At 71.7% G+C, this 23,307-nt stretch carries 21 protein-coding genes and 1 pseudogene; 6 read left to right on the top strand and 16 right to left on the bottom strand.

What is annotated here, in order from left to right:
- Positions 1-467: 467 nt before the first annotated feature.
- From AB0F04_RS27590 to AB0F04_RS27575, 4 genes and pseudogenes are all read right to left on the bottom strand, one after another.
- Entirely contained in the window at positions 468-1,667 is a 1,200-nt protein-coding gene (locus AB0F04_RS27590; protein ID WP_362045829.1) for a low specificity L-threonine aldolase, read from the bottom strand.
- A 70-nt stretch (positions 1,668-1,737) separates the two neighbouring features.
- Positions 1,738-2,055 carry a hypothetical protein gene (locus tag AB0F04_RS27585; protein WP_362045827.1) on the bottom strand — a complete coding sequence of 106 codons (318 nt, stop codon included), beginning with the start codon at positions 2,053-2,055 and terminating at the stop codon, positions 1,738-1,740.
- Between the two features lie 283 nt (positions 2,056-2,338).
- Positions 2,339-3,033 (bottom strand): annotated as a pseudogene (locus AB0F04_RS27580) (class I SAM-dependent methyltransferase).
- A gap of 129 nt (positions 3,034-3,162) precedes the next feature.
- Complete coding sequence (locus AB0F04_RS27575) at positions 3,163-4,383, bottom strand: metallophosphoesterase (protein WP_362045825.1); 1,221 nt, start codon at positions 4,381-4,383, stop codon at positions 3,163-3,165.
- A gap of 500 nt (positions 4,384-4,883) precedes the next feature.
- Between AB0F04_RS27575 and AB0F04_RS27570 the strand changes: the two genes are divergently transcribed.
- Entirely contained in the window at positions 4,884-6,236 is a 1,353-nt protein-coding gene (locus AB0F04_RS27570) for a DEAD/DEAH box helicase (RefSeq protein ID WP_362046240.1), read from the top strand.
- 314 nt (positions 6,237-6,550) lie between these two features.
- Positions 6,551-7,039, top strand: coding sequence for a GNAT family N-acetyltransferase (locus AB0F04_RS27565; RefSeq protein ID WP_362045823.1), 489 nt, complete (start codon positions 6,551-6,553; stop codon positions 7,037-7,039).
- Between the two features lie 53 nt (positions 7,040-7,092).
- Here the strand turns inward: AB0F04_RS27565 and adh are convergent, their stop codons facing one another.
- Both adh and AB0F04_RS27555 read right to left on the bottom strand, forming a co-directional pair.
- Complete coding sequence (gene adh / locus AB0F04_RS27560; protein ID WP_362045820.1) at positions 7,093-8,610, bottom strand: aldehyde dehydrogenase; 1,518 nt, start codon at positions 8,608-8,610, stop codon at positions 7,093-7,095.
- A gap of 100 nt (positions 8,611-8,710) precedes the next feature.
- Positions 8,711-9,934, bottom strand: coding sequence for a transcriptional regulator (locus AB0F04_RS27555; RefSeq protein ID WP_362045817.1), 1,224 nt, complete (start codon positions 9,932-9,934; stop codon positions 8,711-8,713).
- A 157-nt stretch (positions 9,935-10,091) separates the two neighbouring features.
- On the opposite strand from AB0F04_RS27555, the gene AB0F04_RS27550 reads away from it, so the two are divergent.
- A complete protein-coding gene (locus AB0F04_RS27550; RefSeq protein ID WP_362045814.1) occupies positions 10,092-10,583 on the top strand; it encodes a hypothetical protein in 492 nt (163 codons plus the stop codon).
- Here the strand turns inward: AB0F04_RS27550 and AB0F04_RS27545 are convergent.
- From AB0F04_RS27545 to AB0F04_RS27515, 7 genes are all read right to left on the bottom strand, one after another.
- Positions 10,549-11,037, bottom strand: a complete 489-nt coding sequence (locus tag AB0F04_RS27545; RefSeq protein WP_362046237.1) for a hypothetical protein — start codon at positions 11,035-11,037, stop codon at positions 10,549-10,551. The genes AB0F04_RS27550 and AB0F04_RS27545 overlap by 35 nt on opposite strands.
- A 233-nt stretch (positions 11,038-11,270) precedes the next feature.
- Positions 11,271-12,521, bottom strand: coding sequence for a glucarate dehydratase family protein (locus tag AB0F04_RS27540; RefSeq protein ID WP_362045811.1), 1,251 nt, complete (start codon positions 12,519-12,521; stop codon positions 11,271-11,273).
- Positions 12,518-13,426, bottom strand: a complete 909-nt coding sequence (locus AB0F04_RS27535; RefSeq protein WP_362045808.1) for a 5-dehydro-4-deoxyglucarate dehydratase — start codon at positions 13,424-13,426, stop codon at positions 12,518-12,520. Before AB0F04_RS27535 ends, AB0F04_RS27540 begins: the two co-directional genes overlap by 4 nt.
- 27 nt (positions 13,427-13,453) lie before the next feature.
- Entirely contained in the window at positions 13,454-14,398 is a 945-nt protein-coding gene (locus AB0F04_RS27530; RefSeq protein ID WP_362045805.1) for a carbohydrate ABC transporter permease, read from the bottom strand.
- Positions 14,395-15,306, bottom strand: a complete 912-nt coding sequence (locus AB0F04_RS27525; RefSeq protein WP_362045802.1) for a sugar ABC transporter permease — start codon at positions 15,304-15,306, stop codon at positions 14,395-14,397. Before AB0F04_RS27525 ends, AB0F04_RS27530 begins: the two co-directional genes overlap by 4 nt.
- Positions 15,303-16,628: a sugar ABC transporter substrate-binding protein gene (locus AB0F04_RS27520; RefSeq protein ID WP_362045799.1), complete on the bottom strand. Its 1,326-nt coding sequence runs from the start codon at positions 16,626-16,628 to the stop codon at positions 15,303-15,305. Before AB0F04_RS27520 ends, AB0F04_RS27525 begins: the two co-directional genes overlap by 4 nt.
- 200 nt (positions 16,629-16,828) lie before the next feature.
- Positions 16,829-17,212, bottom strand: coding sequence for a DUF5997 family protein (locus tag AB0F04_RS27515; protein ID WP_362045796.1), 384 nt, complete (start codon positions 17,210-17,212; stop codon positions 16,829-16,831).
- Between the two features lie 58 nt (positions 17,213-17,270).
- Here AB0F04_RS27515 and AB0F04_RS27510 point away from each other — a divergent pair, with 58 nt between their 5' ends.
- Positions 17,271-18,053, top strand: a complete 783-nt coding sequence (locus tag AB0F04_RS27510; RefSeq protein WP_362045793.1) for a LysR family substrate-binding domain-containing protein — start codon at positions 17,271-17,273, stop codon at positions 18,051-18,053.
- 146 nt (positions 18,054-18,199) lie between these two features.
- On the opposite strand, the gene AB0F04_RS27505 is transcribed toward AB0F04_RS27510, so the two are convergent.
- The 3 genes from AB0F04_RS27505 to AB0F04_RS27495 form a co-directional block, all read right to left on the bottom strand.
- Complete coding sequence (locus tag AB0F04_RS27505) at positions 18,200-18,964, bottom strand: DUF4142 domain-containing protein (RefSeq protein WP_362045790.1); 765 nt, start codon at positions 18,962-18,964, stop codon at positions 18,200-18,202.
- Between the two features lie 131 nt (positions 18,965-19,095).
- On the bottom strand, positions 19,096-19,791 hold the full coding sequence (locus AB0F04_RS27500; protein ID WP_362045787.1) for an HAD family phosphatase: 696 nt from the start codon (positions 19,789-19,791) through the stop codon (positions 19,096-19,098).
- Positions 19,792-19,810: 19 nt separating this feature from the next.
- Positions 19,811-20,287, bottom strand: a complete 477-nt coding sequence (locus tag AB0F04_RS27495) for an Lrp/AsnC family transcriptional regulator (protein ID WP_362045784.1) — start codon at positions 20,285-20,287, stop codon at positions 19,811-19,813.
- Positions 20,288-20,485: 198 nt separating this feature from the next.
- Here AB0F04_RS27495 and AB0F04_RS27490 point away from each other — a divergent pair, with 198 nt between their 5' ends.
- Both AB0F04_RS27490 and AB0F04_RS27485 read left to right on the top strand, forming a co-directional pair.
- The gene (locus AB0F04_RS27490; RefSeq protein ID WP_362045781.1) at positions 20,486-21,976 is read left to right on the top strand and encodes an FUSC family protein; all 1,491 of its coding nucleotides are present in this window, start codon (positions 20,486-20,488) and stop codon (positions 21,974-21,976) included.
- A gap of 211 nt (positions 21,977-22,187) precedes the next feature.
- Positions 22,188-23,213, top strand: a complete 1,026-nt coding sequence (locus tag AB0F04_RS27485) for a lactonase family protein (RefSeq protein WP_362045778.1) — start codon at positions 22,188-22,190, stop codon at positions 23,211-23,213.
- Positions 23,214-23,307: the final 94 nt, after the last annotated feature.

Below are 23,307 nucleotides of genomic sequence, written 5' to 3'. Positions count from 1 at the left end.
TATGCACCTCCATACGGCGCGGGCCGGGTGCCCCTGAGCCGAACGGAAGAATCGGCAGACCGTGCTCGCGCCACAGGGCCGGATCGCGGGATCGGGCAAGGGGCAGCCAGGCAAAGCCGTGGGCTCTCATGCGCTCTGATCCGCAGTTCCATTTTCCGCCTGGGGACGCGGGCCCGCCACTGGGCAAGTGCTGACAGGGCCGGCGCCGCAGCGGTCGGTGGGCTGGTGTGAACGAGCGAACCGCAACTGCACCTGAAGGCACAGCCCGTCGACCGTCGTCGCTACCAGGCCGTGGAAGGTCTCACCTTCACCCGGGACGGCACTCCGCCTGTCGCCTGCACGAGGCGGGCGGCCCGGCCCGGGACACCGAGCCGACGATGGTGTCGGTTAGCCGGACGGCGCTCGTCGAGACGCTGGAGCGCGGCCGCGAGAGCGCCGAACACGAGTGGTTCGCCCGGCTCAGGCGGCTACTTCGTCTTGCCGTTCGGGGAGAGGGCAGGCTCTTTCGCCAGCCCTTCGATCGTTTCTTCCAACGCCCGGACCCTGCGGCGCAGTTGTGCCAGTTCCTCACGCTCGGCCGTGGACAGTGCGCCCGCCCGCGCCTGGCCTCGCTCCGCCGCCAGCTCCTCCGCGATGGCCGCCGCGAAGGCGTCCACGTCGCCCTCCGTTGTGTCGAAGGAGGTCATCCAGCGGACCTCGCCGGCCTGCTCGTCCCAGGTGTAGAAGCGGAACCGCTTCTGGAGACGCTCGGTGACGGCCGGCGGCAGGACGGCGAAGATCTGGTTGGCCTGCACCGGGCGGGCGATCTCCAGGCCCGGCAGGTCGCGCACCGCCTCGTACAGCCGCTGGGCCATCGCGTTGGAGCGTGCCGCCGAGCGCAGCCAGAGGTCGCCGCCCAGCAGCGCCTCGAACTGCACCGACACGAAACGCATCTTGGAGCCCAGCTGCATGCTCGCCTTGCGCAGGTGAGCCATGCCGCGCACCGCGTCCTCGTTGAGCACGATCACCGCCTCGCCGAAGAGCAGCCCGTTCTTGGTGCCGCCGAGCGAGAGGACGTCCACGCCGGCGTCGGTGGTCATCTCCCGCAGGGACACGCCGAGGGTGGCGGCGGCGTTGGCGAGCCGGGCGCCGTCCAGGTAGACGAGCATGCCGAGGCTGTGCGCGTGCTCGCATATCGCACGGATCTCGTCCGGTGTGTAGCAGGTGCCGAGCTCGGTGGACTGGGCGATCGAGACGACCCTGGGCCGGGCCCGGTGCTCGTCCTCGAAGCCCCATGCCTGACGGTCAATCAGCTCAGGGGTGAGCTTGCCGTCCCACGCGGGGACCGTCAGGAGTTTGATTCCGGCGACCTTCTCGGGCGCCCCGCCCTCGTCGACGTTGATGTGGGCCGACTCGGCGCAGACCACGGCGTCCCAGCGGTCGAGCATGGTCTGCAGCGCGACCACGTTCGCGCCGGTGCCGTTGAAGACCGGGTACGTGTGCGCGGTGGGGCCGAAGTGGCCGCGCACCACGTCCTGGAGTCGCTCGGTGTAGACGTCGGCGCCGTAGCTGACCTGGTGGCCGCCGTTGGCCAGGGCGATCGCCGCCAGGATCTCGGGATGCGCACCCGCGTAGTTGTCGCTGGCGAAGCCGCGCTCGTCCGGGTCGTGTCGTCGCTGTACGGTCATGGTGCTCGCCTACTTGTTCGGGTCGGACAGGTGTGACAGATGTGGTCCGGACGGGCGCCGGCCGGTCCGCTCAGGCCGGTGCGGGCTCCGTCCGCGCGCGGGCCTTCTCCAGGCCGCGCACCAGCGGCGGCGCGGCGAGCCCGAGCAGGGCGAAGAGCGCCGCGAGGACCAGCCAGCCGGTCGCGCACTCGCACGGCCTCGAACGACTCGGCCCGGTGCAGTGCGAGCCGGCCGTTTCGAGGGCGGCCCGGTCGTTGGTCTCCACCGTCAGCACCGAGTCGGCCGCCGCGCGCACAGCGTCTGAGGGCCGGCGGTCGGCGGTGGCGATGGCGGCCCGCAGTCCCCTCTCGGCCGCGACGCCGATCAGAGTGGCGCCTCCGGAGTGCATCTGTGTGCGGCAAAGGGAAATCCCCCGGGGCAGAGCTGTACGGACCGGACTCGCGATCCCGATCCTGGTCGTGATCTTTCTATCCGGGCGCCTCGGCCCCGGTCAATGGACCACCGTAAACTTTTCTGCACGAGCGAACTTGAACCGCATATTTTCCGGAGTAATGGCGCTGCAGGTGCCTGTTCGGCAGGCCTCAACCGACTTCCCGCCGCCGGGACCCCATGCTCAGCGACCGGTCGGCCTGTCCGGTGAGGGGATGCCTCCCGTCTCGGCGCGGCGGAACTCACGGTTTGTGGGTTACCCAGAGCAGTTCCGCCGGCCAGCGGTGAGCCCAGTCGGGTGGGTCGGTTTCGTTGTAGCCGTTGGGTGTTCCGAGTCCGGGCCGCGGCTCGATGAGGTCGTCGATGACGAGACCCGCGCCGCGCAGGACCCTGACCCAGCCACCGTAGGTGAGCTGATGGCTGATCGCGCGTCGTGGTCACGCGGCCGGCGGCTTCGTCGTAGCACGCTTCGAACCATGGGCTGGCAACGTTGAACACCAGGCGCCCGCCTCGGCGCAAGACGCGTGCGGCCTGGGGGACGGCCAGGTGCCGGGGGCGCCCAGCTGAGCCCTCCGAAGTCGCAGAACACCAGGTCGAAGCTGTCGGCGGCGAAGGGGAGTTGTTCGGCGGCGCCTTGCACCAGCGGGTAGCGGGCCGCTCCCATCGCGCCGGCGGCTGCGGCGAGTTGGACTTCGGACAGGTCGAGCCCGACCACGATGGCGCCTTCGGCGGCGAGCGCCCCGGACCACTGGCCGGCGCCGCAGCCGAGTTCGAGGACGCGCTTGCCGGTGACATCGCCCAGGGCGTGCAGGTGCGCGTCGGGGATGGAGTACATGCCCCACAGCCGGGGTGCGGCACCGATCTGCGGGTCGTGCTCGCGCTGGTAGGCGCTGCTGATCCGGTTCCAGAGCCGCCGGTTGGCGGGGATGCTGTCCACGTGCCGACTCCAGCACTGCCTGCCGTGGGCGGTCAACACGATGGGGGCACTGGTCGGTTGAAGCACTGGCCGGACCTTGCCTCGGCCCGGCCCCGGCTCGGCCCGTGACCCTCCGGAGGAGCCCTGGTGTTACGGCGAGGCGGGCGGGTGCGGGGAGCGGAGCACGAGCAGGGTGATCTCGCTGGGAGCGAAGACGCGGAACGGCGGGCCCCAGAAGCCGGTGCCGCGGCTGGTGTAAAGCAGGGTGCGGGTGCCGTGCCGGCTCAGGCCCGCCACGACGGGCTGGTCGATGCGGACCAGGTGGTGGAAGGGCCAGATCTGGCCGCCATGGGTGTGCCCGGAAAGCTGGAGGTCGATACCGGCTGCAGCCGCCCGGTCGACGAACTTGGGCTGGTGCGCCAGCAGCAGGACGGGCAGCTCGGCGTCGACGCCGTGCAAGGCTCCGGCGAGGTGCGCCCGGTGGCCTGCCAGTCCGGAGGACTCGGCGGTGACGTCGTCCACGCCGGCGACCACGAGGGTGTCGCCCCCGCGTTCGAGCAGCACATGGCGGTTGCGCAGGGGCTCCCACCCCAGCTCGTCCATCAGGTCGACCCAGCCCTGGGCCTCGCTGTAGTACTCGTGGTTGCCGGTGACGTACACCCGGGCCCGGGTGGCCCGCACGGTACCGAGGGGGACGGCCTGGGCGCGGCGGCGTTCGGCCGTACCGTCCGCGATGTCGCCGGTATGGCAGACCAGGTCGGCTTCCAAGGTGTTCACCGTCTCGCACACCCGCGCCGACCAGCGGGCGCGGTCGAGCGGGCCGTAGTGGGTGTCGGTGATGAGCACGACGCGGAGACCGTCCAGCCCGGGACCCAGTCGCGGGAGCCGCACGTCGAGTCGGCGCACGCGCGGCACACGGCGCGCCTCGGCGTACCCCCAGCCGAGCAGTACGGCGGTTGTGCCGAGGACGGCCCAGGTGACGATGCGGGCCCGGTCCTGGCTCTCGCCGACGCCGGCCAGGGTCAGGGCGAGCCGAAGGAGGACGCCGAACAGGACGGACCAGGTGAACAGAACCCAGCTGGTGCCCAGCAGGGTGTCACCGGTGATCGCCGCCCGGTCCTGCTGGCGCCGTCCGTGGCCGCGCACCATCGCGAGCGGCATACCGATGAGACCGAGGGCGAACAGAGAGGTGCCGGCCAGCGTGACAGGCAGCGGCCAATGCTGGCCGGTGTGCAGGAGCACCCAGCAGGGCACGGCCCACAGCAGGACGGGGGCGATCAGAGGGAGGTAGCGCATCAGGCGGTGCAGTCGGCTCTGCCGCGGCGCTTGCGCTTCGCCCTCGGCGGGCCGGGTGTCGCTGGTGTCCGTCACGCTCGCCCTCCCTGAGCAGGCTGCCCTCTCTCGCGCACTGTATCCGGTCGGCTCGGGCCGACCGGACCGGCGTTCATGGGCGCGGCCCCTCAGGACGGAGGGCCCTCTGCGAGATGCCAGGACTCCGCCGCAGACACCTCCCTCACACGATCCGCGATCGAGGTACTGCCCCGGCTTGCCACTGCCTCCGTGCCGAGCGGCGCCCATGGGGTGGCGGCGCTGAGACCCGCCGCCGCTCCTCAAGCCCTGAGCAGCACCTGTCTGCTGTCAGTTCTGGCGGTGAAGGATCTCCGAGGGATCGATGGCCGGACAGGGTGCTAGGTTGTGCTTTTGCCGTGTCGCTGTGTCGGTGCTCCGTTGGTGTCTCTGGTCGGCGGCCGCGTCTGCCGCGCCTTCCTCGGTACGGTCCCTTCGGAGGAAGGCTCTCTGTGAGCGAATCAACACGTGCCGATGCCCGGCAGCAGGGCGATGCGTCCGAGGCGCCGAGCGCCACTTCGGCAGTGCCCACGGCGACGTCCTTCGCCCAGCTCGGGTTGCCGGCCGAGGCTCTGCGGGTGCTCGATGCGCAGGGTGTGACTGTGCCCTCGCCCATCCAGGCGGCGGCGCTGCCGAATGCGCTCGCGGGACGGGACGTCCTGGGCCGGGGCCGCACAGGATCCGGCAAGACGCTCGCCTTCGGCCTGGGGATGATCGCCCGGACGGCCGGGCGGCGCGCGCAGCCGAAAGAGCCGCTGGCGCTCGTTCTGGTGCCCACCAGGGAGCTGGCGCAGCAGGTCGGTGAGGCGCTCACGCCGTACGCGGAGGGGCTGCGGCTGCGGCTCGCGACCGTGGTGGGCGGCGTGTCCATCGGACGGCAGGCCGCCATGCTGAGGGACGGCGCCGAGATCGTCGTCGCCACGCCCGGCCGGCTGCACGACCTCATCGAGCGCAAGGGCTGCCGACTGGGACGGGTGCGCATCATGGTTCTGGACGAGGCCGACCAGATGTGTGACATGGGGTTCCTGCCGCAGGTCACCGAGATACTGGACCACGTGCCGTCCGACGGGCAGCGGATGCTGTTCTCCGCCACCCTCGACGGCGACGTCGACCAGCTGGTGCAGCGCTACCTGCGCGACCCCGCCGTCCACTCGGTGGACCCCTCGTCCAGCGCCGTCTCCGCGATCGAGCACCACGTCTTCGTCGTGCACGGCCCGGACCGGTACGCCGTGACCACGGAGATCGCCGCTCGGGACGGCCGCGTCCTGCTGTTCCTGGACACCAAGCACGGCGTCGACCAGCTCACGCGGCATCTGCGGGCCAGTGGCGTGGCGGCCGCCGCCCTGCACAGCGGGAAGTCCCAGCCGCAGCGCACCCGGACGCTGGCCCAGTTCAAGAACGGGCAGATCACCGCGCTGGTAGCGACGAACGTCGCCGCACGCGGCCTGCACGTCGACGACCTCGACCTCGTGGTCAACGTCGACCCGGCCAACGACCCGAAGGACTATCTGCACCGCGCGGGCCGCACGGCCCGGGCCGGCCGCTCCGGCACCGCCGTGACACTCGTCCTGTCGGGACAGCGCCGCGAGACGAGCCAGGTCATGGCGGATGCCGACGTCACCCCCAGGGTCACCAAGGTGCGGTCCGGCGAAGCGGAGCTGAGCCGTATCACCGGCGCCAAGGCCCCCTCCGGAAAGCCCCTCGACGGCGGGCCGGCCGTACCGCGCCCCAAGAACCACAACGTCCCGTTCGGCGGCCTGGGCAGCACCAAGGACGCGAAGAGCGGTTCCGGTGGCAGGTCGTCGTCCCGCAAGAGCAGCGAGGCCCGCAAGCTCGCAGAGGCCCGCAAGGCGGCCCGAGTGCGGCGCGGCGGCTGAGACCGGCTTCCGGGACGGCCGGGCGGCGTCCTCGTCCACGCCGCTGGACGGATACGCGGGGCCGGAGGTCGGCCGAGGTGCGCCGGACGGCGTCACGACGGGTGACCGAGCCCAGAGGGAGGCGTGCAGGCGATGGAGAACGGCGCTGACCTGCCACGGCGGATCGGTGTCAGCACCGGCCGAGGCGTTCCGAGCCGTCCGCGCCTGCGGGCTCGTGGCCGGCCGGGGCCCGGGGGAGCGGTTCCCGGGCGCGATACAGGAACGCCTGCCCGGCCCGCCGTGGGATGGTGGTCCCGGTGCGACATACTCTCCCGATGAGTCGACGCCCTTCTCCGATCAGCCAGCCGGTCACGATACGGAGGGCCGTCGCGCGGGATGCCAAACGGCTCACGCGGCTCGTGCGTGGCTCAGGCGCCTACGAGGGCAAGTACGCAGCCGCGGTCGCGGGCTACCGGGTCGGTCCCGATTACATCGAGGCGCACCGCGTCTTTGTGGCCGTCGGCGCCGACGAGCCCGGAGGCCGGGTCCTCGGGTTCTACGCGCTCCTCGTCGCTCCACCGGAGCTCGACCTGCTGTTCGTCGCCGACGAAGCGCAAGGGCAGGGCATCGGACGGCTGCTCGTGGATCACATGCAGTCCGAGGCCCGCGCCGCCGGGCTGGACCGCGTCAAGGTCGTGTCGCATCTCCCCGCCGAGGACTTCTACCACCGCGTTGGTGCGGTGCGGACCGGGACCGCGTTCGCGAACCCGCCCGCCGTACCGTGGGACCGTCCCGAATTCGAGTTCCGCATTCCTACTGAATGAGGCGGTGTGCGGCGGGACGCAAGCTCCTGCCGCGGAATCCCGCCCATCCGGCATCAGAAGAACCCCAGTTTCTTCGGGCTGTAAGAACAAAGAATGTTCTTCGTCTGCTGGTAGTGGTCCAGCATCATCTTGTGCGTCTCGCGGCCGATGCCCGACTTCTTGTAACCGCCGAACGCCGCGTGCGCCGGGTACGCGTGGTAGCAGTTGGTCCACACCCGGCCCGCCTTGATCTCGCGGCCCAGCCGGTAGGCCGTGTTGCCGTCGCGGGTCCAGACACCCGCGCCGAGGCCGTACAGCGTGTCGTTGGCGATCTTCAGTGCCTCGTCGACCGAGTCGTACGTCGTGACCGAGACGACCGGGCCGAAGATCTCCTCCTGGAAGATCCGCATGTCGTTGGTGCCGCGGAAGATGGTCGGCTCGACGTAGTAGCCGCCCTCGAGGCCGGGCACCGCGCGGGACCTGCCGCCCGTGACGACCTCGGCGCCCTCCTTCCTGCCGATGTCGAGGTAGGAAAGGATCTTCTCGTACTGGTCGTTGCTCGCCTGCGCTCCGATCATCGTGGCCGGGTCCAGCGGGTCGCCGCCGACGATCGCCTCGGTGCGTTCGACACAGCGGGCCATGAAGTCGTCGTAGATGGAGGAGGGGATCAGGGCGCGGGAGGGGCAGGTGCAGACCTCGCCCTGGTTGAGGGCGAACATCACGAAGCCCTCGACGGCCTTGTCCAGGAAGTCGTCGTCGGCGGCCATGACGTCGGGCAGGAAGATGTTCGGGCTCTTCCCGCCCAGTTCCAGCGTGACGGGGATGATGTTCTCGCTCGCGTACTGCATGATCAGACGGCCGGTCGTCGTCTCGCCGGTGAACGCCACCTTCGCCACCCGCGGGCTGGACGCCAGCGGCTTGCCCGCCTCCACGCCGAAGCCGTTGACGACGTTGACCACGCCCGGCGGCAGCAGGTCGGCGATCAGCTCCATGACGTAGAGCAGGCTGACCGGGGTCTGCTCCGCCGGCTTGATGACCACGCAGTTGCCGGCGGCCAGCGCGGGCGCGAGCTTCCACGTGGCCATGAGGATCGGGAAGTTCCACGGAATGATCTGCCCGACCACGCCCAACGGCTCGTGGAAGTGGTACGCGACGGTGTCGGCGTCGATCTCCGCGATGCTGCCCTCCTGCGCGCGGACGACTCCGGCGAAGTACCGGAAGTGGTCCACGGCCAGCGGGATGTCGGCCGCCAGGGTCTCGCGGACCGGCTTGCCGTTCTCCCACGTCTCGGCGACCGCGATCCTCTCCAGGTTCTCCTCGATTCGGTCCGCGATCCTGTTGAGGACGTTCGCGCGTTCCGCCGTGGACGTACGGCCCCACCCGTCGGCCGCCCGGTGTGCGGCGTCCAGGGCCAGGTCGACGTCGGCCGCGGTGGAACGGGCGACCTCGCAGAAGGTCTCGCCGGTCACCGGCGTCGGGTTCTCGAAGTAGCGGCCCTCGACCGGCGCGGTCCAGTCGCCGTCGATGAAGTTGTCGTAGCGGCGGGCGAACGACACGATGCTGCCTTCGGTTCCTGGCTGCGCGTACACCATGGCGGCTCTCCTCGGTGAAGGGCGGTGCGGGGCGGTTGCGACGTCCCTCACTGTGGTGCCGGGAGGTTGGTGCGGGGTTGGCGCCCGCAGCGCATGGACGTCAGTCGCGCTGGGCCGTCGTCAGCCGGCCCCGCGCGATCGCGCGGCGGGGGTCCTCGGGGCCGAGCAGCCGCAGCGCGTGCTCATGGATCTGCGCGTCGTAAGGGGCCCGTTCGCCGTAGCGCAGGGCGTGTTCCGGCCGGGTGCTCGCCAGGACGGCCTCGCGGACCGCCACTTCGAGCCGGGTGCGCCACTCCTCGATGCCAGGGGCCTCGGAGCGGGGCAGGAGCGGGCCGCCGTAGTGACCCAGGGCGGTGTCCGTGTCGCCTTGTTCCAGCGCGCGCAGGACGGCGGCGGCGTCGCAGGACACGGGGGCGGTGAGGGCGTAGTGGCGGGGGGATATCGCGCCGCCCAGCACCCGGCGCAGGTGGGACATCTCCGCCTTGAAGGTGGACGACGTGACCGGCCGGTCACCGTACAGGGCCGCGCGCAGCCGTTGCGGGGAGAAGCCGTCGGGTTCGAGCGCGAGGAGGGTGAGGATCTCCCACTGCCGAGGGCGCAGGGGGAGCGGCCGTCCCTCGTGCACGGCTCGCTCGGTGCCCAGACACGTGAGCCGCAGCCGGGCCGGGCGGGAGACCTCCGTGGTCAGGCGGGCCTCGATCGTCGACACCAGGGTGCGGACGGTCGACATGGCCAGGGGATGCGAGCGGTCCCAGGTCGTGGACAGGTCCAGTACGCCGAGGACGCTGCCGTCCCTGCCGTGCACGGGCGCGCAGTAGCAGACCCAGCCGTGCAGGGCCGACACCAGATGCTCGGCCGAGAACACGGAGCTGGGACGGCCGGTGCGCAGTGCGAGGGACAGCGCGTTGGTGCCCATGGCCTGTTCGTCCCAGCGGCCGCCCGGCGCGAAGTTGACCCGCTCCGCCCGGCGGCGCATGGTCGGGCCGCCGCAGGTCCACAGGATGGTGCCGGACTCGTCGGTGACCGCCGTGACGAACCCGGCGTCCTCGGCGATGCTGTGCAGCTCCCCGGCGAGAGCGGAGACCGGCCCGTACAGCGGTGACGACGTCCAGCGCTGGTGCACCCGGCCGTCGTCCGTGACGGGGGCGCTGTCGCGGCCCGGGTCGACGCTGCCCAGCGAACGCGCCCAGGACTCGCTCACCTCGTGGCGCAGTGCCGCGGAGCCGCCGGGCCGCGTGCCCGGCACGCCCAGCCGCGGCACCCAGCGGGACCACTCGTGCTCCAGCACGGCCCTGCGCCGCGTGAGGTCAGGGCGCTGTGACATGGCCTCTCCCTGCCGTCGTACCGGTTCCTGGGGGTGAGGTCAGTGTTACCGGACGCGCGGGCCCCGGTCGAGAACTCCGTCGGGCCCGGGGTGAGACGTTCTGAACGGGCGACCGCCTGACTGGATGTTTGTCCGGTGCCCCCGTACCGCCGTCCGGGTGACGGGTTCACTCGACCCGACGGACGCGGTCCGGCCCGCGTACCACCGGTGCGCGGCGGCGCGTTCCCCCGGCATGGACAGCACGGAGACGGCGCGGCGCCGTCCGGGGAACCACGCCATGCCCCGCTCGTACGCCGAACTCACCAGCGGATACGCGGGACATCCGCCGATCTACGCGGCTCTGGTCGCGGAGTGGGAGGCCCGGGGCCACACGGTCCCGGAGCACCGCGACGGCCAGTGGGTCTCCTTCGCCGCGCCGGCCGACAGCGAGACCTGGACGGCCGTCCCCTCGTGGACCGCCGGCCGGCACATGGGCCCGGTCGTCCCTACCCCCCGTCCGGCTGCCACGCCGCACCCGGCGGCCGTCCGGCACCCGGGCCCGGGCGCGCCCGCGGGCACCCGCCCGGCCTCCGGCCGGCACCCGGGGGCAGCCGGGCCGTCGTCCGGTGCCCGCCTCACCAGCCGTCCGACGCCACCGGCTCCGCGCTGACCGGTGCCAGCACCGCGAGGGTTCCGCTTGCCTCCCGCAGGGCCGATTCGAGGGGGCCGGGGGTGTGCAGGGTGCCGGTTCCGTCCGGCGGCACGAGCCACTCCAGCCGGCCCGCGGGCCGGTACGGCGGCGGCACGGCGACCCACGAGCCCCGGCCGACGTGCCGTACGCCGAAGCCGATCCACTCGCTGACCGGATCGGGCGGCAGGAAGAACCCCACTCTGTGTGCGGCGCAGTCCACCAGGGTGGGGCCGGGCACCTTCAGCGGATCGCGCCACAGGATGTCCAGCGCGAGCAGGCCGAGCCGGTCGGGGACACTCAGCACGTCCCAGTACCGCCCGGCCTCCACGAGCATGGTCCCTGCGCCGTAGTCCCACTCCCGCTTGCACTCCTTGGGGTCCGTGGCGGCCGCGGCGAGCCACTCGACGGCTTGCTTCCACATGACGCTCTGCATGGCCACCCCGGGCACAGTCGGTGGCGCCGCGGTCGGGCGCGCGCTGGACAGGGGCCGAGGGCCCGCGGTGTTCCGCGTGCCGCCCGGCCGTAGCCATGCTGGTAGATATTTCTACGCGTCGGAAGGGGTGGCGCGGTGTGGCGTTTGGGGCGTGCCGGTCCCGGTCGAACGAGAGCAGCAGAAGGCACGTTCCGTACAACCGCGTTCAACTCCGTGCGCGTCACGCACAGCCGTCACCAGCGGGGGAGCTTCAGCTCGTACTCCGGCCGGAACCGCCGCACGTAACCGGTGTCGTCCCGGCTGCGCATTCCCGAGTCCACGTACCGCCGGTGCAGGCGTTCGAGCCGGTCGTGGTCGAGTTCGACTCCCAGTCCCGGCCCGGTGGGCACCTCGACCTCACCGTCGCGCAGCTCCAGCACGCCGGGCACGATCACGTCGTCCGAGGAGTTCCACGGGTAGTGCGTGTCGCAGGAGTGGTCGAGGTTGGGGATGGCGGCGGCGACATGGGTCATCGCGGCGAGGCTGATGCCCAGGTGCGAGTTGGAGTGCATCGACAGGGAGAGCCCGAACGCCTCGCACAACGCGGCCAGTTCACGGGTGCGGCGCAGCCCGCCCCAGTAGTGGTGGTCGGTGAGCAGCACCTGGATCGCGTTCTGCTCGACGGCAGGCTTCAGATGCTCCCAGGCGATCACGCACATGTTGGTCGCGAGCGGCATGGGGGAGTCCTTCGCCACCTCCGCCATCCCGGGGATGCCCCGGGTCGGATCCTCCAAGTATTCGAGTACGCCGTCGAGTTCACGGGCGACGTACTTCGACGTCTCCACCGTCCAGGCCACGTTCGGGTCCAGCCGCAGCGGCTGCCCGGGGAAGGCCTCCGCGAGAGCGCGCATCGCGGCGATCTCCTCGTCGGGCGGGAAGACCCCGCCCTTGAGCTTGAACGACCGGAACCCGTAACGCTCCTGCATCAGCCGGGCCTGCGCGACGACGCCGGCCGGGTCGAGGGCCTCGCCCCAGTCGTCGCCGATCGCCGCACGGCCGTCGAGCGCGGGGTGCTCGGCCCACTTGTAGAAGAGGTAGGCGGCGAACGGCACCGTGTCGCGCACCTTCCCGCCGAGCAGGTCGCTGACCGGACGCCCGAGCAGCCTGCCCTGCGCGTCCAGGCAGGCCACCTCCACCGCCGAGGTGGTCCAGCCACGCTCGTGGGAGCTCGGCACGCTGGGCAGCAGGGCAGCGTCGATCGCGGCGGACACGGCGGTGGCGTCGAAGACGTCCATGCCGACGACCACCTTCGCGGCGGCGTGCAGCCGCTCCAGGCGGGCCGCACCGCCCGGGGACTCGCCGAGCCCCACCGTGCCGTCCTCCAGGACCAGTTGGAGGATGATCCGCAGGGCGAGCGGCTCGTGCACGCCGTTGGAGTTGAGCAGCGGCGGGTCGCCGAAGGCGATCGGGGTGACGATCAGTTCGCGGATACGCGTGGCACTCATGCGGCGGCCACCTCCAGGCCGTGGTCGAGGAGTTTCGCGAGCCGGGTGATGTGCTCCGGCGTCGCGTCGAGCAGGGGCGCCCGTACGCCGCCGACATCCAGGCCGCGCAGGGTCACACCGGCCTTGACCAGCGAGACGGCGTAGCCGGGGACCTCGTCGCGCAGGGCGACCAGCGGGCCGTAGAACTCGTCGAGGAGCCGGGAGACCAGGGCGTCGTGGTCCTCGGCGAGTGCCCGGTGGAAGGCCAGGGCGATCTCCGGGGCGAAGGCGAACACCGCCGAGGAGTACAGCTCCACGCCGACGCCCCGATAGGCGGGCGCGGTCATCTCGGCGGTGGGCAGGCCGTTGAAGAACTGGAAGTCCTCCGTGCCCGGCACGGCACGCACCGCGCGCACGATCCGGTGCATCCGCTCGATGTCCCCGATGCCGTCCTTCAGGCCGACGACCCCGGGCAGGGCGGCGATCTCGGCGGCCGTCCGAGCGGTGAGCCGGGCGGTGCCCCGCTGGTAGAAGACGACGGGCAGGTCCGTGGCCGCGATGACCTCCTCGACGTAGCGCACCAGGCCCTGCTGCGGAGCGCTGACGAGGTAGGGCGGCAGCAGCAGCACACCGTCGGCGCCGGCACGTTCGACGCGGGCGGCCTGGTCGCGGGCGACCGGTGCGGGGCCGCCGGCCGCGGCGAGGACCGGCACGCGTCCGGCCGTGGTCCGCACGGCGACCCGGGTGGCCCGCTCGATCTCCTCGGTCGACAGCGCGTGGAACTCGCCGGTGCCGCAGGCGACGAACACACCTCCCGCGCCCGCGGCGACACCCGACTCGATGTGCTGGGCCAGCCGTTCCTCGTCCAGTGAACCGTCCGCCGCGAACGGCGTGACCGGGAAGAACAGCACTCCGTGGAACTTCATGTCTCCCTCAAACGTGGGGGTGGGTGGTCAGCCCTTGGTGGCCCCGGCGGCGATGCCGGTGACCAGCGAGCGCTGGAGGAGCAGATAGACGATCAGGCTGGGGACGAGGGCGACGACCGCACCGGCCAGCACCACCCCGGAGCCGACCTGTGGGTCGGTGCGCAGGATGGACAGGGCGACGGTGACCGTGTAGTCGGTGGGGTCCTTGGCGGCGATCAGGGGCAGCAGGTACTGGTCCCAGATCATGATGAAGCCGAGCACCCCGGCCACGCCGAGGGCGGGCTTGCACAGCGGCAGGACGACCTGCCACAGCATCCGCAGCTCGCCCACGCCGTCGATGCGGGCGGCCTCCTCGATCTCGGTGGGGATGTCCTTCATGAACTCGGTCAGCAGCATCACCGAGAAGCCCCACGCGCCGAGCGGCAGGATCACGCCCCATACCGTGCCCTTGAGGTCGATGCCGAGCACGGGCACATGCCCGAGGACCAGGGACAGCGGGATGGCGATGACCTCTTCGGGAAGCATCATCGTCAGCATGAACAGGGTCAGGACCAGCGCCTGACCGCGGAATTTGTGCCGGGCCAGCGCATATGCGGCCAGGGTGCACACGGCGAGCTGGAGCAGCAGTCCGCCGCCCGCGATGACCAGGGAGTTGCCGAAGTAGTCCCAGATGCCGCGCTCGCCGGCCACCCGGAAGTTCAGCAAGGTCGGATGGTGGGGGAGGAACGACAGCGTCGAACCGCTGGCCTTCTCGCTGAAGGAACCGGAGAAGATCGTCAGGAACGGTGCGGCGAAGACCCCCAGGGCGAGCAGACAGAGCAGGACGCGCAGCGCCCAGGCGGGTCCCGGCCGGTCGTTCCAGCCGAGGGCGGTGTCGAAACGGGCGGGCGTGGTGCGCCGGTCCCCGCCGGACCTGCGCGCGGGGGAGGCGGTCACCGGGGTGCGGACGGGTTCGATGGCAGGGGCGCTCACTTCGCGTCTCCCCTCGTGCGGAGGTAGTTGACCGTGACGGTGAGCAGCAGCGTCACGCAGAGCAGGACCACGGAGGCGGCCGAGGCGCCGCCGATGTCGTTGCGGGTGAAGCCGAGGGTGTAGGCGCGGGTCATCCACACCTCGGTGGAGCCGGCCGGGCCGCCGCCGGTGAGGACGTACACCTCGGTGAACACGCGCAGTCCGCGGATGGCGGCGAGGGTGAGGACGACACCGAGGGCGGGACGGATGGCGGGCAGGGTGATGTGGCGCAGGCGCTGCCACAGCGAGACGCCGTCCATCGCGGCGGCCTCGTACAGCGAGCGGTCCACGCCCGCGAGGCCCGCGAGGATGATCACCATGTTGTACGGGGCGAGCATCCAGATGCCCATGGCCATCGTGGCCCACAGCGCCGTGCCGGGGTTGTCCAGATAGGGCACCGGCCCCAGCCCGAACAGCCCGAGACCGCTGTTGATGAGACCGTCGGAGGTCGGGTAGTACATCAGCCGCCACATCTCGCCCACCACCGCGGTGGCGGTGACGACGGGCAGGAACACGGCGGTACGGATGATCTTCAGCGAGCGGGCCTGACCCTCCAGCAGCAGCGCCAGCGCGGAGCCGACGACGATCCCGCCGAGGGACATGCCGATGCCGAGGACCAGGGTGTGGCCGATGGCGTCCTGGAAGCGGTGGTCGGTTAGGACCCGCGTGTAGTTGTCGAGGCCGATCCACCGGTCGCCGAGGAACGGCCTTACGTCGAAGAAGCTGAGCCAGATGCCCTTGCCCATCGGCAGGAACTTGAAGACGAGGGCCAGCAGCAGAGCCGGGGCGAGGAACAGCCAGGGCAGCACGGCCCTCTTGCCGGTGCCCCGGGCTCTGCGCGGCCCGGGCGTCGTCGTGGTCGCGGTCATTTCAGCAGCTCCTGGTCCTTGAGGTCACCGGCGAGGGTGTCGTCGAGCTCCTTGAGGCCGGCGCGGACGTCGCTGCCGCAGTAGGTGAAGATCGCGTTGAGCGCGTCGGCGGTGTCCTGCTTGATCGGGGCGAAGTCGGGCGCGTTGGGGAACTGCGCGGAGTGGTCCTCGTAGGCGTTCTGCACCACGCTCCAGCGCGGGTCGTCGCGCACCTTCGCCGCGTCGAGCGTGGAGTTGACGGGGATGCGCACCACGGGCTGGTTGGCGCCCGTCATGGCGAGTTTCTGCCCCTCGGGGGAGACCAGGAAGGCGGCGAGGGTCCGCTCCTGCTCCGCCTTGCCGGTCCTGGCGCCGAAGTAGATGTTCTCGCCCTCGGCCAGCACGGTGGATCCGGCCGGGCCCGCGGGCGCCGGCAGCACTTCGTATGTGCTCTTGCCGAGCGCCTCGTCGAACGTCGCCATGTTGTACGGGCCGGTGAGGTACATCCCGGCGTTGCCGTCCTGGAAGTGGGTGGTGTTCGAGGTGACCGACGTCAGGGCGCTGGGCTGGACGACGCCCTGGTCGCCGCAGAAGAGGTTCTTCTTCATCCAGGTGACCGTGCGCACGGCGGCCGCCGAGTCCATGGCGGGCCGGAAGCCCGAGCCCTCCTTCCGGAGGATCTGCACCCCGCCCTGCCAGAGATAGCTGGCGCCCCACCAGGCGACGTAGCCGTTCTGCGCGCTGCCCGGGACGACCATGCCGTAGGTGTCCTTCTTGCCGTCCCCGTCCGGATCACGCGTGGTGAACGCCTTGGCGAGCGCGAGCGTGTCCTGCCAGGTCTTCGGCTGCGGCAGGCCGAGCTTCTCGCGCCAGTCCTTGCGGACGAACAGCGTCATGGCCTGGCGGGAGTACGGGATGCCGTAGTGCCTGCCGTCGCGGCCCACGGTGGACGCCCAGGACTTGGCGGTGATCTCTGCGTGGCCCGCTATGGAGGCCGGAGTGATGGGCTCGAGCAGCCCCTGGGACTGGTAACTGCCCATCAGGGCCGTGTCGTTGATCATGACGTCCGGCAGATCCTTGACGGACGCGCGGCTCTGCAGCTGCTGGTCGAAGTTCACGACCGGCTGGTAGTCGACCTTGATGCCGGTCTTCCTGGTGAAGGCGGCGAACACACGGTCGTAGGTCTTGGCGGAGTCCGGGTCGCTCCGGGTCCACACCTCCAGGGTGTTCGGGTCGCCGGCCCCGGCGCTGCCGGAACCGGAGCCGCAGCCGGCCGTTCCGAACAGGAGTCCCGAGACGGCGAGCGTGGCAGCCAGGCGGAGACTTCGTCGGCGATCCCGCATGGGTGGCTCTCCGTTCATATCCGTGAACCCGCTTCACGAATCTAAATGATCGGCCAAGCTACGGATCGCTTCCTCGCCATGTCAAGACATGGCCGAAACATTTCACCGATGCCACACGACGCCCGGGAACACCCGGAAAACAGCGGCGGCCCCCGCCGGATCATCCGGTGGGGGCCGTCCGAAAACGAGGGGTGCTGAGGTCAGGCCTTGCGCTCGGCGTTCTTCTTCTTGATCCGTTCGGTTTCCTTCCGGACCTCCGCCTGGGTGGTGCGCTCCCGCTCCAGCCACTCGGGGCCTTCCTGCTTCAGCGCCTCGATCTGCTCGGTGGTGAGGGGCTCGGTGACGCCCGCGCGGGCGAGACCGGCGATGGAGACGCCGAGCTTGGCGGCGACGACCGGGCGGGGGTGCGGGCCGTTGCGCCGCAGGTCCTGCAGCCACTGCGGCGGGTTCGCCTGAAGCTCGTTCAGCTCGGCGCGCGAGACCACACCCTCCCGGAAATCGGCGGGTGTGGCCTCGAGGTACACACCCAGCTTCTTCGCCGCGGTCGCGGGCTTCATCGTCTGGGTGCTCTGGTGCGACGTCATGGCTCCCAGGGTATCGAGCGTGTGCACGACCCCTGACCACGCCCGGTAACCTGGCGAGGTGACAGGCTCGGATGAAACCCCCTCGTTCCGGCTCGCCTACGTCCCCGGGGTGATGCCCGACAAGTGGGTGCGCATCTGGAACGAGCGGCAGCCCGATGTCCCGCTGATCCTCACGCAGGTGCCCGCCGGAGAGGCGGCCGAGCGGCTGCTGGGCGGGGACGCCGACGCGGGCCTCGTCCGCGCCCCGGTGGACCGGACGGTCTTCAGCGCGATCGCCCTCTACACCGAGCAGACGGTCGTCGTGGTGCCCAAGGACCATCTGGTCACGGCCGTTGACGAGGTGGCGCCGGAAGACCTGGCGGACGACATCGTCCTGCACCCGCTCGACGACGTCCTCGACTGGGAGACCCTCCCCGGGCGTCCCGCTCTCGAACGGCCCGCCACCACCGCCGACGCCGTCGAACTGGTCGCGGCGGGCATCGGCGTCCTCGTGGTCCCGCTGTCGCTCGCCCGGCTGCACCACCGCAAGGACCTCACCCACCGGCCCCTCAAGGACGCCCCCGAGTCGAGCGTGGCCCTCTCCTGGCCCGAGGACGCGAAGACGGACCAGGTCGAGGACTTCATCGGCATCGTCCGCGGCCGCACGGTCAACAGCACCCGGGGCCGTCAGCAGCCCCCGGCGCGGGACCGGTCCACGGACGGGGCCCGGGAAGGCGCCCGGAGGAAGCCGGTGCCCGGCAAGTCGACGGCCGGCAGGTCGGCCGGGGCGAAGCGCACGGGGAAGAGCGGGGGCGGCGCTCCCAAGGGCAACAGGCGCGGCAAGCCCCGCCGCCGTTCGTAGGGCCGGGCCCTGCGGTCGGTCGTCATGCCGGGCCTGCTGTCGGTCGTGATACCGGGCCGGCAGTAGGTAGTGATGCCGGGCCGGCCGTGGTCAGCGGTGCGGGGCCGGCGGACGGACCGCAGCCCCGGACCCGCACCCGTTCCTGATCAGCCGGCCGACGGAGAAGGTGCCGGCGCCCCGTAGGACGGATTGGGGGCGACCGTCTGGAAGTCCTTCAGGTCTTCGGGGATCGGCAGCACGCGGACCGGCGCACCCTGCGGCGGCGGCGGCGGTGTCGTCTGGTCCTGCGGCAGCTTGGGCGGGGCGGTGATCTGGAAGCTGACCTGCTCCTGGTTGATCAGGCCGGTCTTCTCCAGCACCGTGATGTGGTCGAGGACGGTGTCGTTGGTCGTGTCGGCGAGCTCTCGCACGAGGCTGTTCCGGGTGGTCGCCCGGATCTTGGCGATCGCCGGGAAGATGCCCCCGTGCGCGACGCGCATGATGGTCACGGCCGTGGACTCGAATTCCCTGCCGGTGCTGCCTTCGGCGGTCGCTACGAACTGCTGCTGCTGAGGCGACGGCTCGTTCGGCAGGGTGATGCCCAGGTCCGTGGAGATCTTGCGGCAGCCCGCGTCGAGCCGGCCGTGCCCCACGAGCAGATGCTTGGAGACTTCCTGCATCTCCGGCGACGTGCTCCGCTGCTTGATCAGCTGCCCCAGCGGGTACTCCCACAGTCCGGCCGCGCGTACGCGCACCACGAAGTCGCGGTCCGCCTCGGTCAGCGGACCCCACTGGGTGTTGGCGATGATGCGGTCCTGGCTGGAAGCCGCGTTCTGCACGCCCAGCATGCTCGGGTAGGCGAGCGCGGTGAGCGTAAGGATCAACGCACCGCCCACGAACGCGGTTCCTGCCGTGCTGCGCGAGATGCGCATCGTGCCTCCTGGGATATGAACGGCCCAACACCAAGAGGTACGGACGCCGGGGGCGAAACAATCACCCCTGCCGCAAAAAAGTTCGCTGAGTCCGCCCGCCATGGTCCGTGTACGGGACGGGACGGACCAGATCAGGACAGGTCGGCCGAGCAGGCGAGCCAGTCGTACGCCGTCCGTGCCGTGAACTGCTCCTGGCCGCCCGGCAGGAGCAGGTCCGCGGTCGCGAACTCCGGTGCGTCCGCCTGGGCCGGGACGTACGGGATCGCGATGCAGCGCATGCCGGCCGCGTGCGCGGCGGCGGCGCCCGGAGCGGCGTCCTCCAGCACGACACAGTCGGCCGGAGTGGCGCCGAGCCGGCGAGCCGCCTCCAGGAAGACGTCCGGAGCCGGCTTGCCGTGCGCGACCTCGTCGGCCGAGACCACCGTGTGCAGCCGCGCGTCCAGCCCGGTACCGGTCAGCACCGCCGCGATGGCCTCCGGCGACGAGCCCGAGGCCACGGCCATCGGCACGCCCTCGGTGGCCAGCAGCTCGACGAACGCACGCATCTCCGGGTAGGCGCGCGTGGCGCCGCGGGCCAGCTCCAGGTAGTGGCGGTTCTTCACGGCGAGCAGTTCCTCGACCTGGGCGGGCAGGCCGTAGCGGTCCTTCCAGTCCGCGACCGTCTCCTGCGTGCTGATGCCGACGTACCGTTCATGGTCCGCCCAGGTGAAGTCCACGACGCCGTACTCGGCGAGCGTCCGGCGGCCTGCTTCGTAGTAGTTCGGCTCGCTGTCCACGAGTGTTCCGTCGAGATCGAAGATGACTGATGTTCCGCGGAGCCTGGTCATGCCGCCATGCTCTCAAAGATCACCTGCGGGCCGACCGCCCGATCGACTCCACCAGCGGCAGCATCCGGTGGGGGACACGCTCGCGCAGGGCGACCTCGGTACGGGTGCGCACCACCCCGGGCATGCTGATCAGCTTCTGGACGACGTCCTCCAGATGCGCGTTGTCCCGGGCCACCACCCGGGCGAGCAGATCTCCGCCACCGGTGATCGAGAAGGCCTCCACGATCTCCGGCACCGCCGCCAGAGCGTCCCCCACCTCGTCGAGATGGCCCTGGGTGACCTCGATGTGGACGAACGCGAGCACGGGATGCCCGAGCGCGGCGGGGGAGAGGGCCGGTGCCGTGCCGGTGATCACTCCGTCGCGCTCCAGCCGGTCGAGCCGGGCCTGCAGGGTGCCCCGGGCGACACCGAGGATCCGGGCGTACTCGCGCACGCTCGTACGCGGCTGCTCCAGCAGCAGCCGCAGGATGCGGGTGTCGAGCTCGTCCACGGGCATGGCGCCTCCTCCTCGTCCGTTGGCTCTGCCGCGGCCGTTCGCCGACCGGTCTCATTGCGCCAATGGCCCAGTCTAAAAGGTGCCGGTTGAGCCACTGGCCACCGGGATGCTGATATGGATGCGTCGATGGCGCTGCGGACCCCGCGGCGCCTTTTTCATGCGTGCTCATGGCCGGTGTGGCGAGAGGGGCGGTAAGCGGTGCTGAAGAGGGTGTTCATGGCTCCGGATCCGGGACGGACGCGGCTGCGGTTCGCTGCGCGTGCCGTGCTCGGCATCACGCTCGCGGTCGCCCTGTGCGGCCTCGCCGGGCATTCCCTCGCGGGCGCCGTCACCGGCGGTCTCGCCGCCCTCCTCGCCCTGTTCACCGTCACCGACGCCACGGTCCGCGGCCAGGCCGTCACGACCGCTCTGCTGCCCGCCGTCGGCCTGCCCGTCCTCACCGCCGCCGCCGAGCTGCACGACCACCCGGTGGCCAGGGATCTGGCCTTCCTCGCCGTCGTCGGAGCGGGCGTGTACGCGCGCCGCTGGGGCCCGCGCGGGCACAGCCTCGGCGTGTTCGCGTTCATGACCTTCTTCGTGACGCAGTTCCTCCATGCCACCACCGGCCAGCTGCCCCAGCTGTACGCCGCCGTCCTGCTGTCCGTCCTCGCCGCCGCCGCGGTGCGCTTCGGCCTCTGGTGCTACGAGCGCCGTCTGCCCCCGCCGGCCGTGCCCGTTCCGCCGGGCGGCACCGGACTGGCCCGGGTGACCACCCGCCAGGCCATCCAGGCGACCGCCGGGGCCGGCTTCGCCCTCGTCGTGGGCCAGTTGCTGTCCGGGCAGCGCTGGTACTGGGCCGTCGGCGCCACCTGGTGGATCTTCGTCAACACCACCTCCCGCGGCGAGACCCTGGTCCGCGGCTTCCGGCGGCTGCTCGGCACGGTCTTCGGTATCGCCCTCGGCCTGCTCGTGGCCGTGCCCGTGCACGGCGATCCGGCTCTCACGGCCGCGCTGGCCGCCGTCTGCGTGTTCGGCATCTTCTACACGGCAGCCGTGTCCTACACCTGGATGATGCTCTGGGTCACCCTCCTCGCCGGACTGCTCTACGGCCTCCTCGGTGTGCTCGGCCCCGGCCTGCTCGCCCTGCGGCTCGCCGAGACCGGCGTCGGGGCGCTCGGCGCGGCCCTGGCCGTGATCCTCGTCCTGCCCGTGACCACCCACAGCATCACGGACGCCTGGATCCGGCGGGCCCTGCGCTGTGTGCACGCCTGCGCCGTGGAGACCGCCCGGCGCCTGGCGGGCGCGACGGACGCCGACCCGGCCCCGCGGGTGGCGGAGCTGGAGCAGCTCCTCGCCCGGGTACGGCTCTCGGTCGCCCCGCTCGTGCACCCGCTGAACCCGATGCTGGGCCGCAAGCGGCGGGCCCGGCACGTGCTGGCCCTCCTCGACGACTGCGCCCGCGAGATCCGTGGCCTGGTCGCCGTCGCGGCGGACCCGGAGGCCTCCCACGACGCCCGTCTCGCCACCGCCTGCCGGCGGGTGGAGGCCGCTGTGGAGGCCCTCACCGAGGGCAGGGACATCGCCATCCACGCGGACGGCCTGCCCCACGCGGAACCCGCCCTGGCCCATCTGCACGGCCTGGAGCGCGCCCTGGCCGATCTGGCCCGCCCCCTGCGCACCCCGCCGGGCTCACCGCTGGTGGGTGCCTGACGGAGAAGCGCGAGAGCTGAGCGCTCTCCGGGGTCCGCGCCGGAACGTGCGGGAAGGGGCGGCCCCCGCCCCGGCCCCGGCCCGGCGCGGTGGCGATGTGCGCTCCGCCGGACCCGCGTCCGGCCGGGCGACACGCCCTTGACCGTATGGTCTAGACCGCGCATGATCGACTGCGCGGCCCACCCGGCCGCGCGGACGAGAGGGGACAGCGGTGGCGGACGGCAGGCGGCGGGTGTTCATCGGGTCGTTCACGGCGGCCGGCGGCCCCGGCATCGTGACTGCGGAAGCCGACGCCGACACCGGCGCGCTGACCGTGCTGAGCGCCGTGAACGTTGTCCCCGACCCCTCCTGCCTGACGCTCTCGCCGGACGGCACGATGCTGTACGCGGTCAGTGAGACCGCCGAGGGCGCGGTGGCCGCGTACCGGGTGGACGGGGACAAGCCCGAGCCGGCCGGGCGGCCGGTGCCGGTCGACGGCAGCGGCCCGACCCACCTCAGTCTGTACGCCGGGCACGTGCTGACCGCCAACTACGGCTCCGGCAGCGTCACCGCCGTCCCTCTCCGCCCCGACGGCACCCTCGCGCGGTCCGCGTCCCGCGTGCTCCGGCACAGCGGCGCCGGTCCGCACACGCCCCGCCAGCAGGGGCCGCACGCCCACCAGGTGCAGCCCGACCCGAGCGGCCGGTGGGCCGTCAGCGTGGACCTGGGCACGGACTCGGTGCGGGTGTGCACGCTGACCGACGGCGCCCTGGTGCTGCACCGGGAGACCGCCCTGCGCCCCGGCTCGGGGCCGCGCCACCTGGCCTTCCACCCGGACGGCCGCCACGCGTACGTCGTCAACGAACTGAGCCCTTCCGTCACCGTCTGCCGCTGGGACGCGGCGGAGGGCGCCCTGACACCGCTGTCGGAAACCCCGGTCCTGCCCGGCGCACCGGCGCGAGACGCCTACCCGTCTGGTATCGCCGCCTCACGTGACGGCCGCTTCGTGTGGACCGCCACGCGCGGCGAGGACGTCCTGTCCGTGCTCGCCGTCGAGGGCGAGGAGCTGCGCCTCGTCACCACGGCGCCCTGCGGTGGCCACTGGCCACGCGCCCTCACCGCCGACGGCGGCGTCCTGTACGTCGCCAACGAGCGTTCCGGCGACGTGACCTGGTTCGCGGTCGACCCGGACACGGGCGTCCCACGACGAGGCGGCTCGATCAGGGTGCCGGCGGCGTCCTACGTGGCCCTCGGCTGAGCGGGAGTCACCAGCCGCCCCACCCTGCCGGGCGTCCGGCAGGGGCGCGGGGAACTGCGCGACAAGCCCCCACGCACCCGCGGACGCAGCACGT

Source organism: Streptomyces sp. NPDC029041 (genome assembly GCF_040637515.1).
Lineage (GTDB): Bacteria > Actinomycetota > Actinomycetes > Streptomycetales > Streptomycetaceae > Streptomyces.
Note: the sequence above shows the minus strand (reverse complement) of the source record. Positions and strands in the feature narration are given on the sequence as shown.

Excerpts from the sequence above, each read along its gene's own strand:
- AB0F04_RS27590 (WP_362045829.1), bottom strand. The coding sequence starts at position 1,667 with ATGACCGTACAGCGACGACACGACCCGGACGAGCGCGGCTTCGCCAGC.
- AB0F04_RS27585 (WP_362045827.1), bottom strand. The coding sequence starts at position 2,055 with ATGCACTCCGGAGGCGCCACTCTGATCGGCGTCGCGGCCGAGAGGGGA.
- AB0F04_RS27565 (WP_362045823.1), top strand. The coding sequence starts at position 6,551 with ATGAGTCGACGCCCTTCTCCGATCAGCCAGCCGGTCACGATACGGAGG.
- adh (WP_362045820.1), bottom strand. The coding sequence starts at position 8,610 with ATGGTGTACGCGCAGCCAGGAACCGAAGGCAGCATCGTGTCGTTCGCC.
- AB0F04_RS27555 (WP_362045817.1), bottom strand. The coding sequence starts at position 9,934 with ATGTCACAGCGCCCTGACCTCACGCGGCGCAGGGCCGTGCTGGAGCAC.
- AB0F04_RS27545 (WP_362046237.1), bottom strand. The coding sequence starts at position 11,037 with ATGCAGAGCGTCATGTGGAAGCAAGCCGTCGAGTGGCTCGCCGCGGCC.
- AB0F04_RS27540 (WP_362045811.1), bottom strand. The coding sequence starts at position 12,521 with ATGAGTGCCACGCGTATCCGCGAACTGATCGTCACCCCGATCGCCTTC.
- AB0F04_RS27535 (WP_362045808.1), bottom strand. The coding sequence starts at position 13,426 with ATGAAGTTCCACGGAGTGCTGTTCTTCCCGGTCACGCCGTTCGCGGCG.
- AB0F04_RS27525 (WP_362045802.1), bottom strand. The coding sequence starts at position 15,306 with ATGACCGCGACCACGACGACGCCCGGGCCGCGCAGAGCCCGGGGCACC.
- AB0F04_RS27520 (WP_362045799.1), bottom strand. The coding sequence starts at position 16,628 with ATGCGGGATCGCCGACGAAGTCTCCGCCTGGCTGCCACGCTCGCCGTC.
- AB0F04_RS27515 (WP_362045796.1), bottom strand. The coding sequence starts at position 17,212 with ATGACGTCGCACCAGAGCACCCAGACGATGAAGCCCGCGACCGCGGCG.
- AB0F04_RS27505 (WP_362045790.1), bottom strand. The coding sequence starts at position 18,964 with ATGCGCATCTCGCGCAGCACGGCAGGAACCGCGTTCGTGGGCGGTGCG.
- AB0F04_RS27500 (WP_362045787.1), bottom strand. The coding sequence starts at position 19,791 with ATGACCAGGCTCCGCGGAACATCAGTCATCTTCGATCTCGACGGAACA.
- AB0F04_RS27495 (WP_362045784.1), bottom strand. The coding sequence starts at position 20,287 with ATGCCCGTGGACGAGCTCGACACCCGCATCCTGCGGCTGCTGCTGGAG.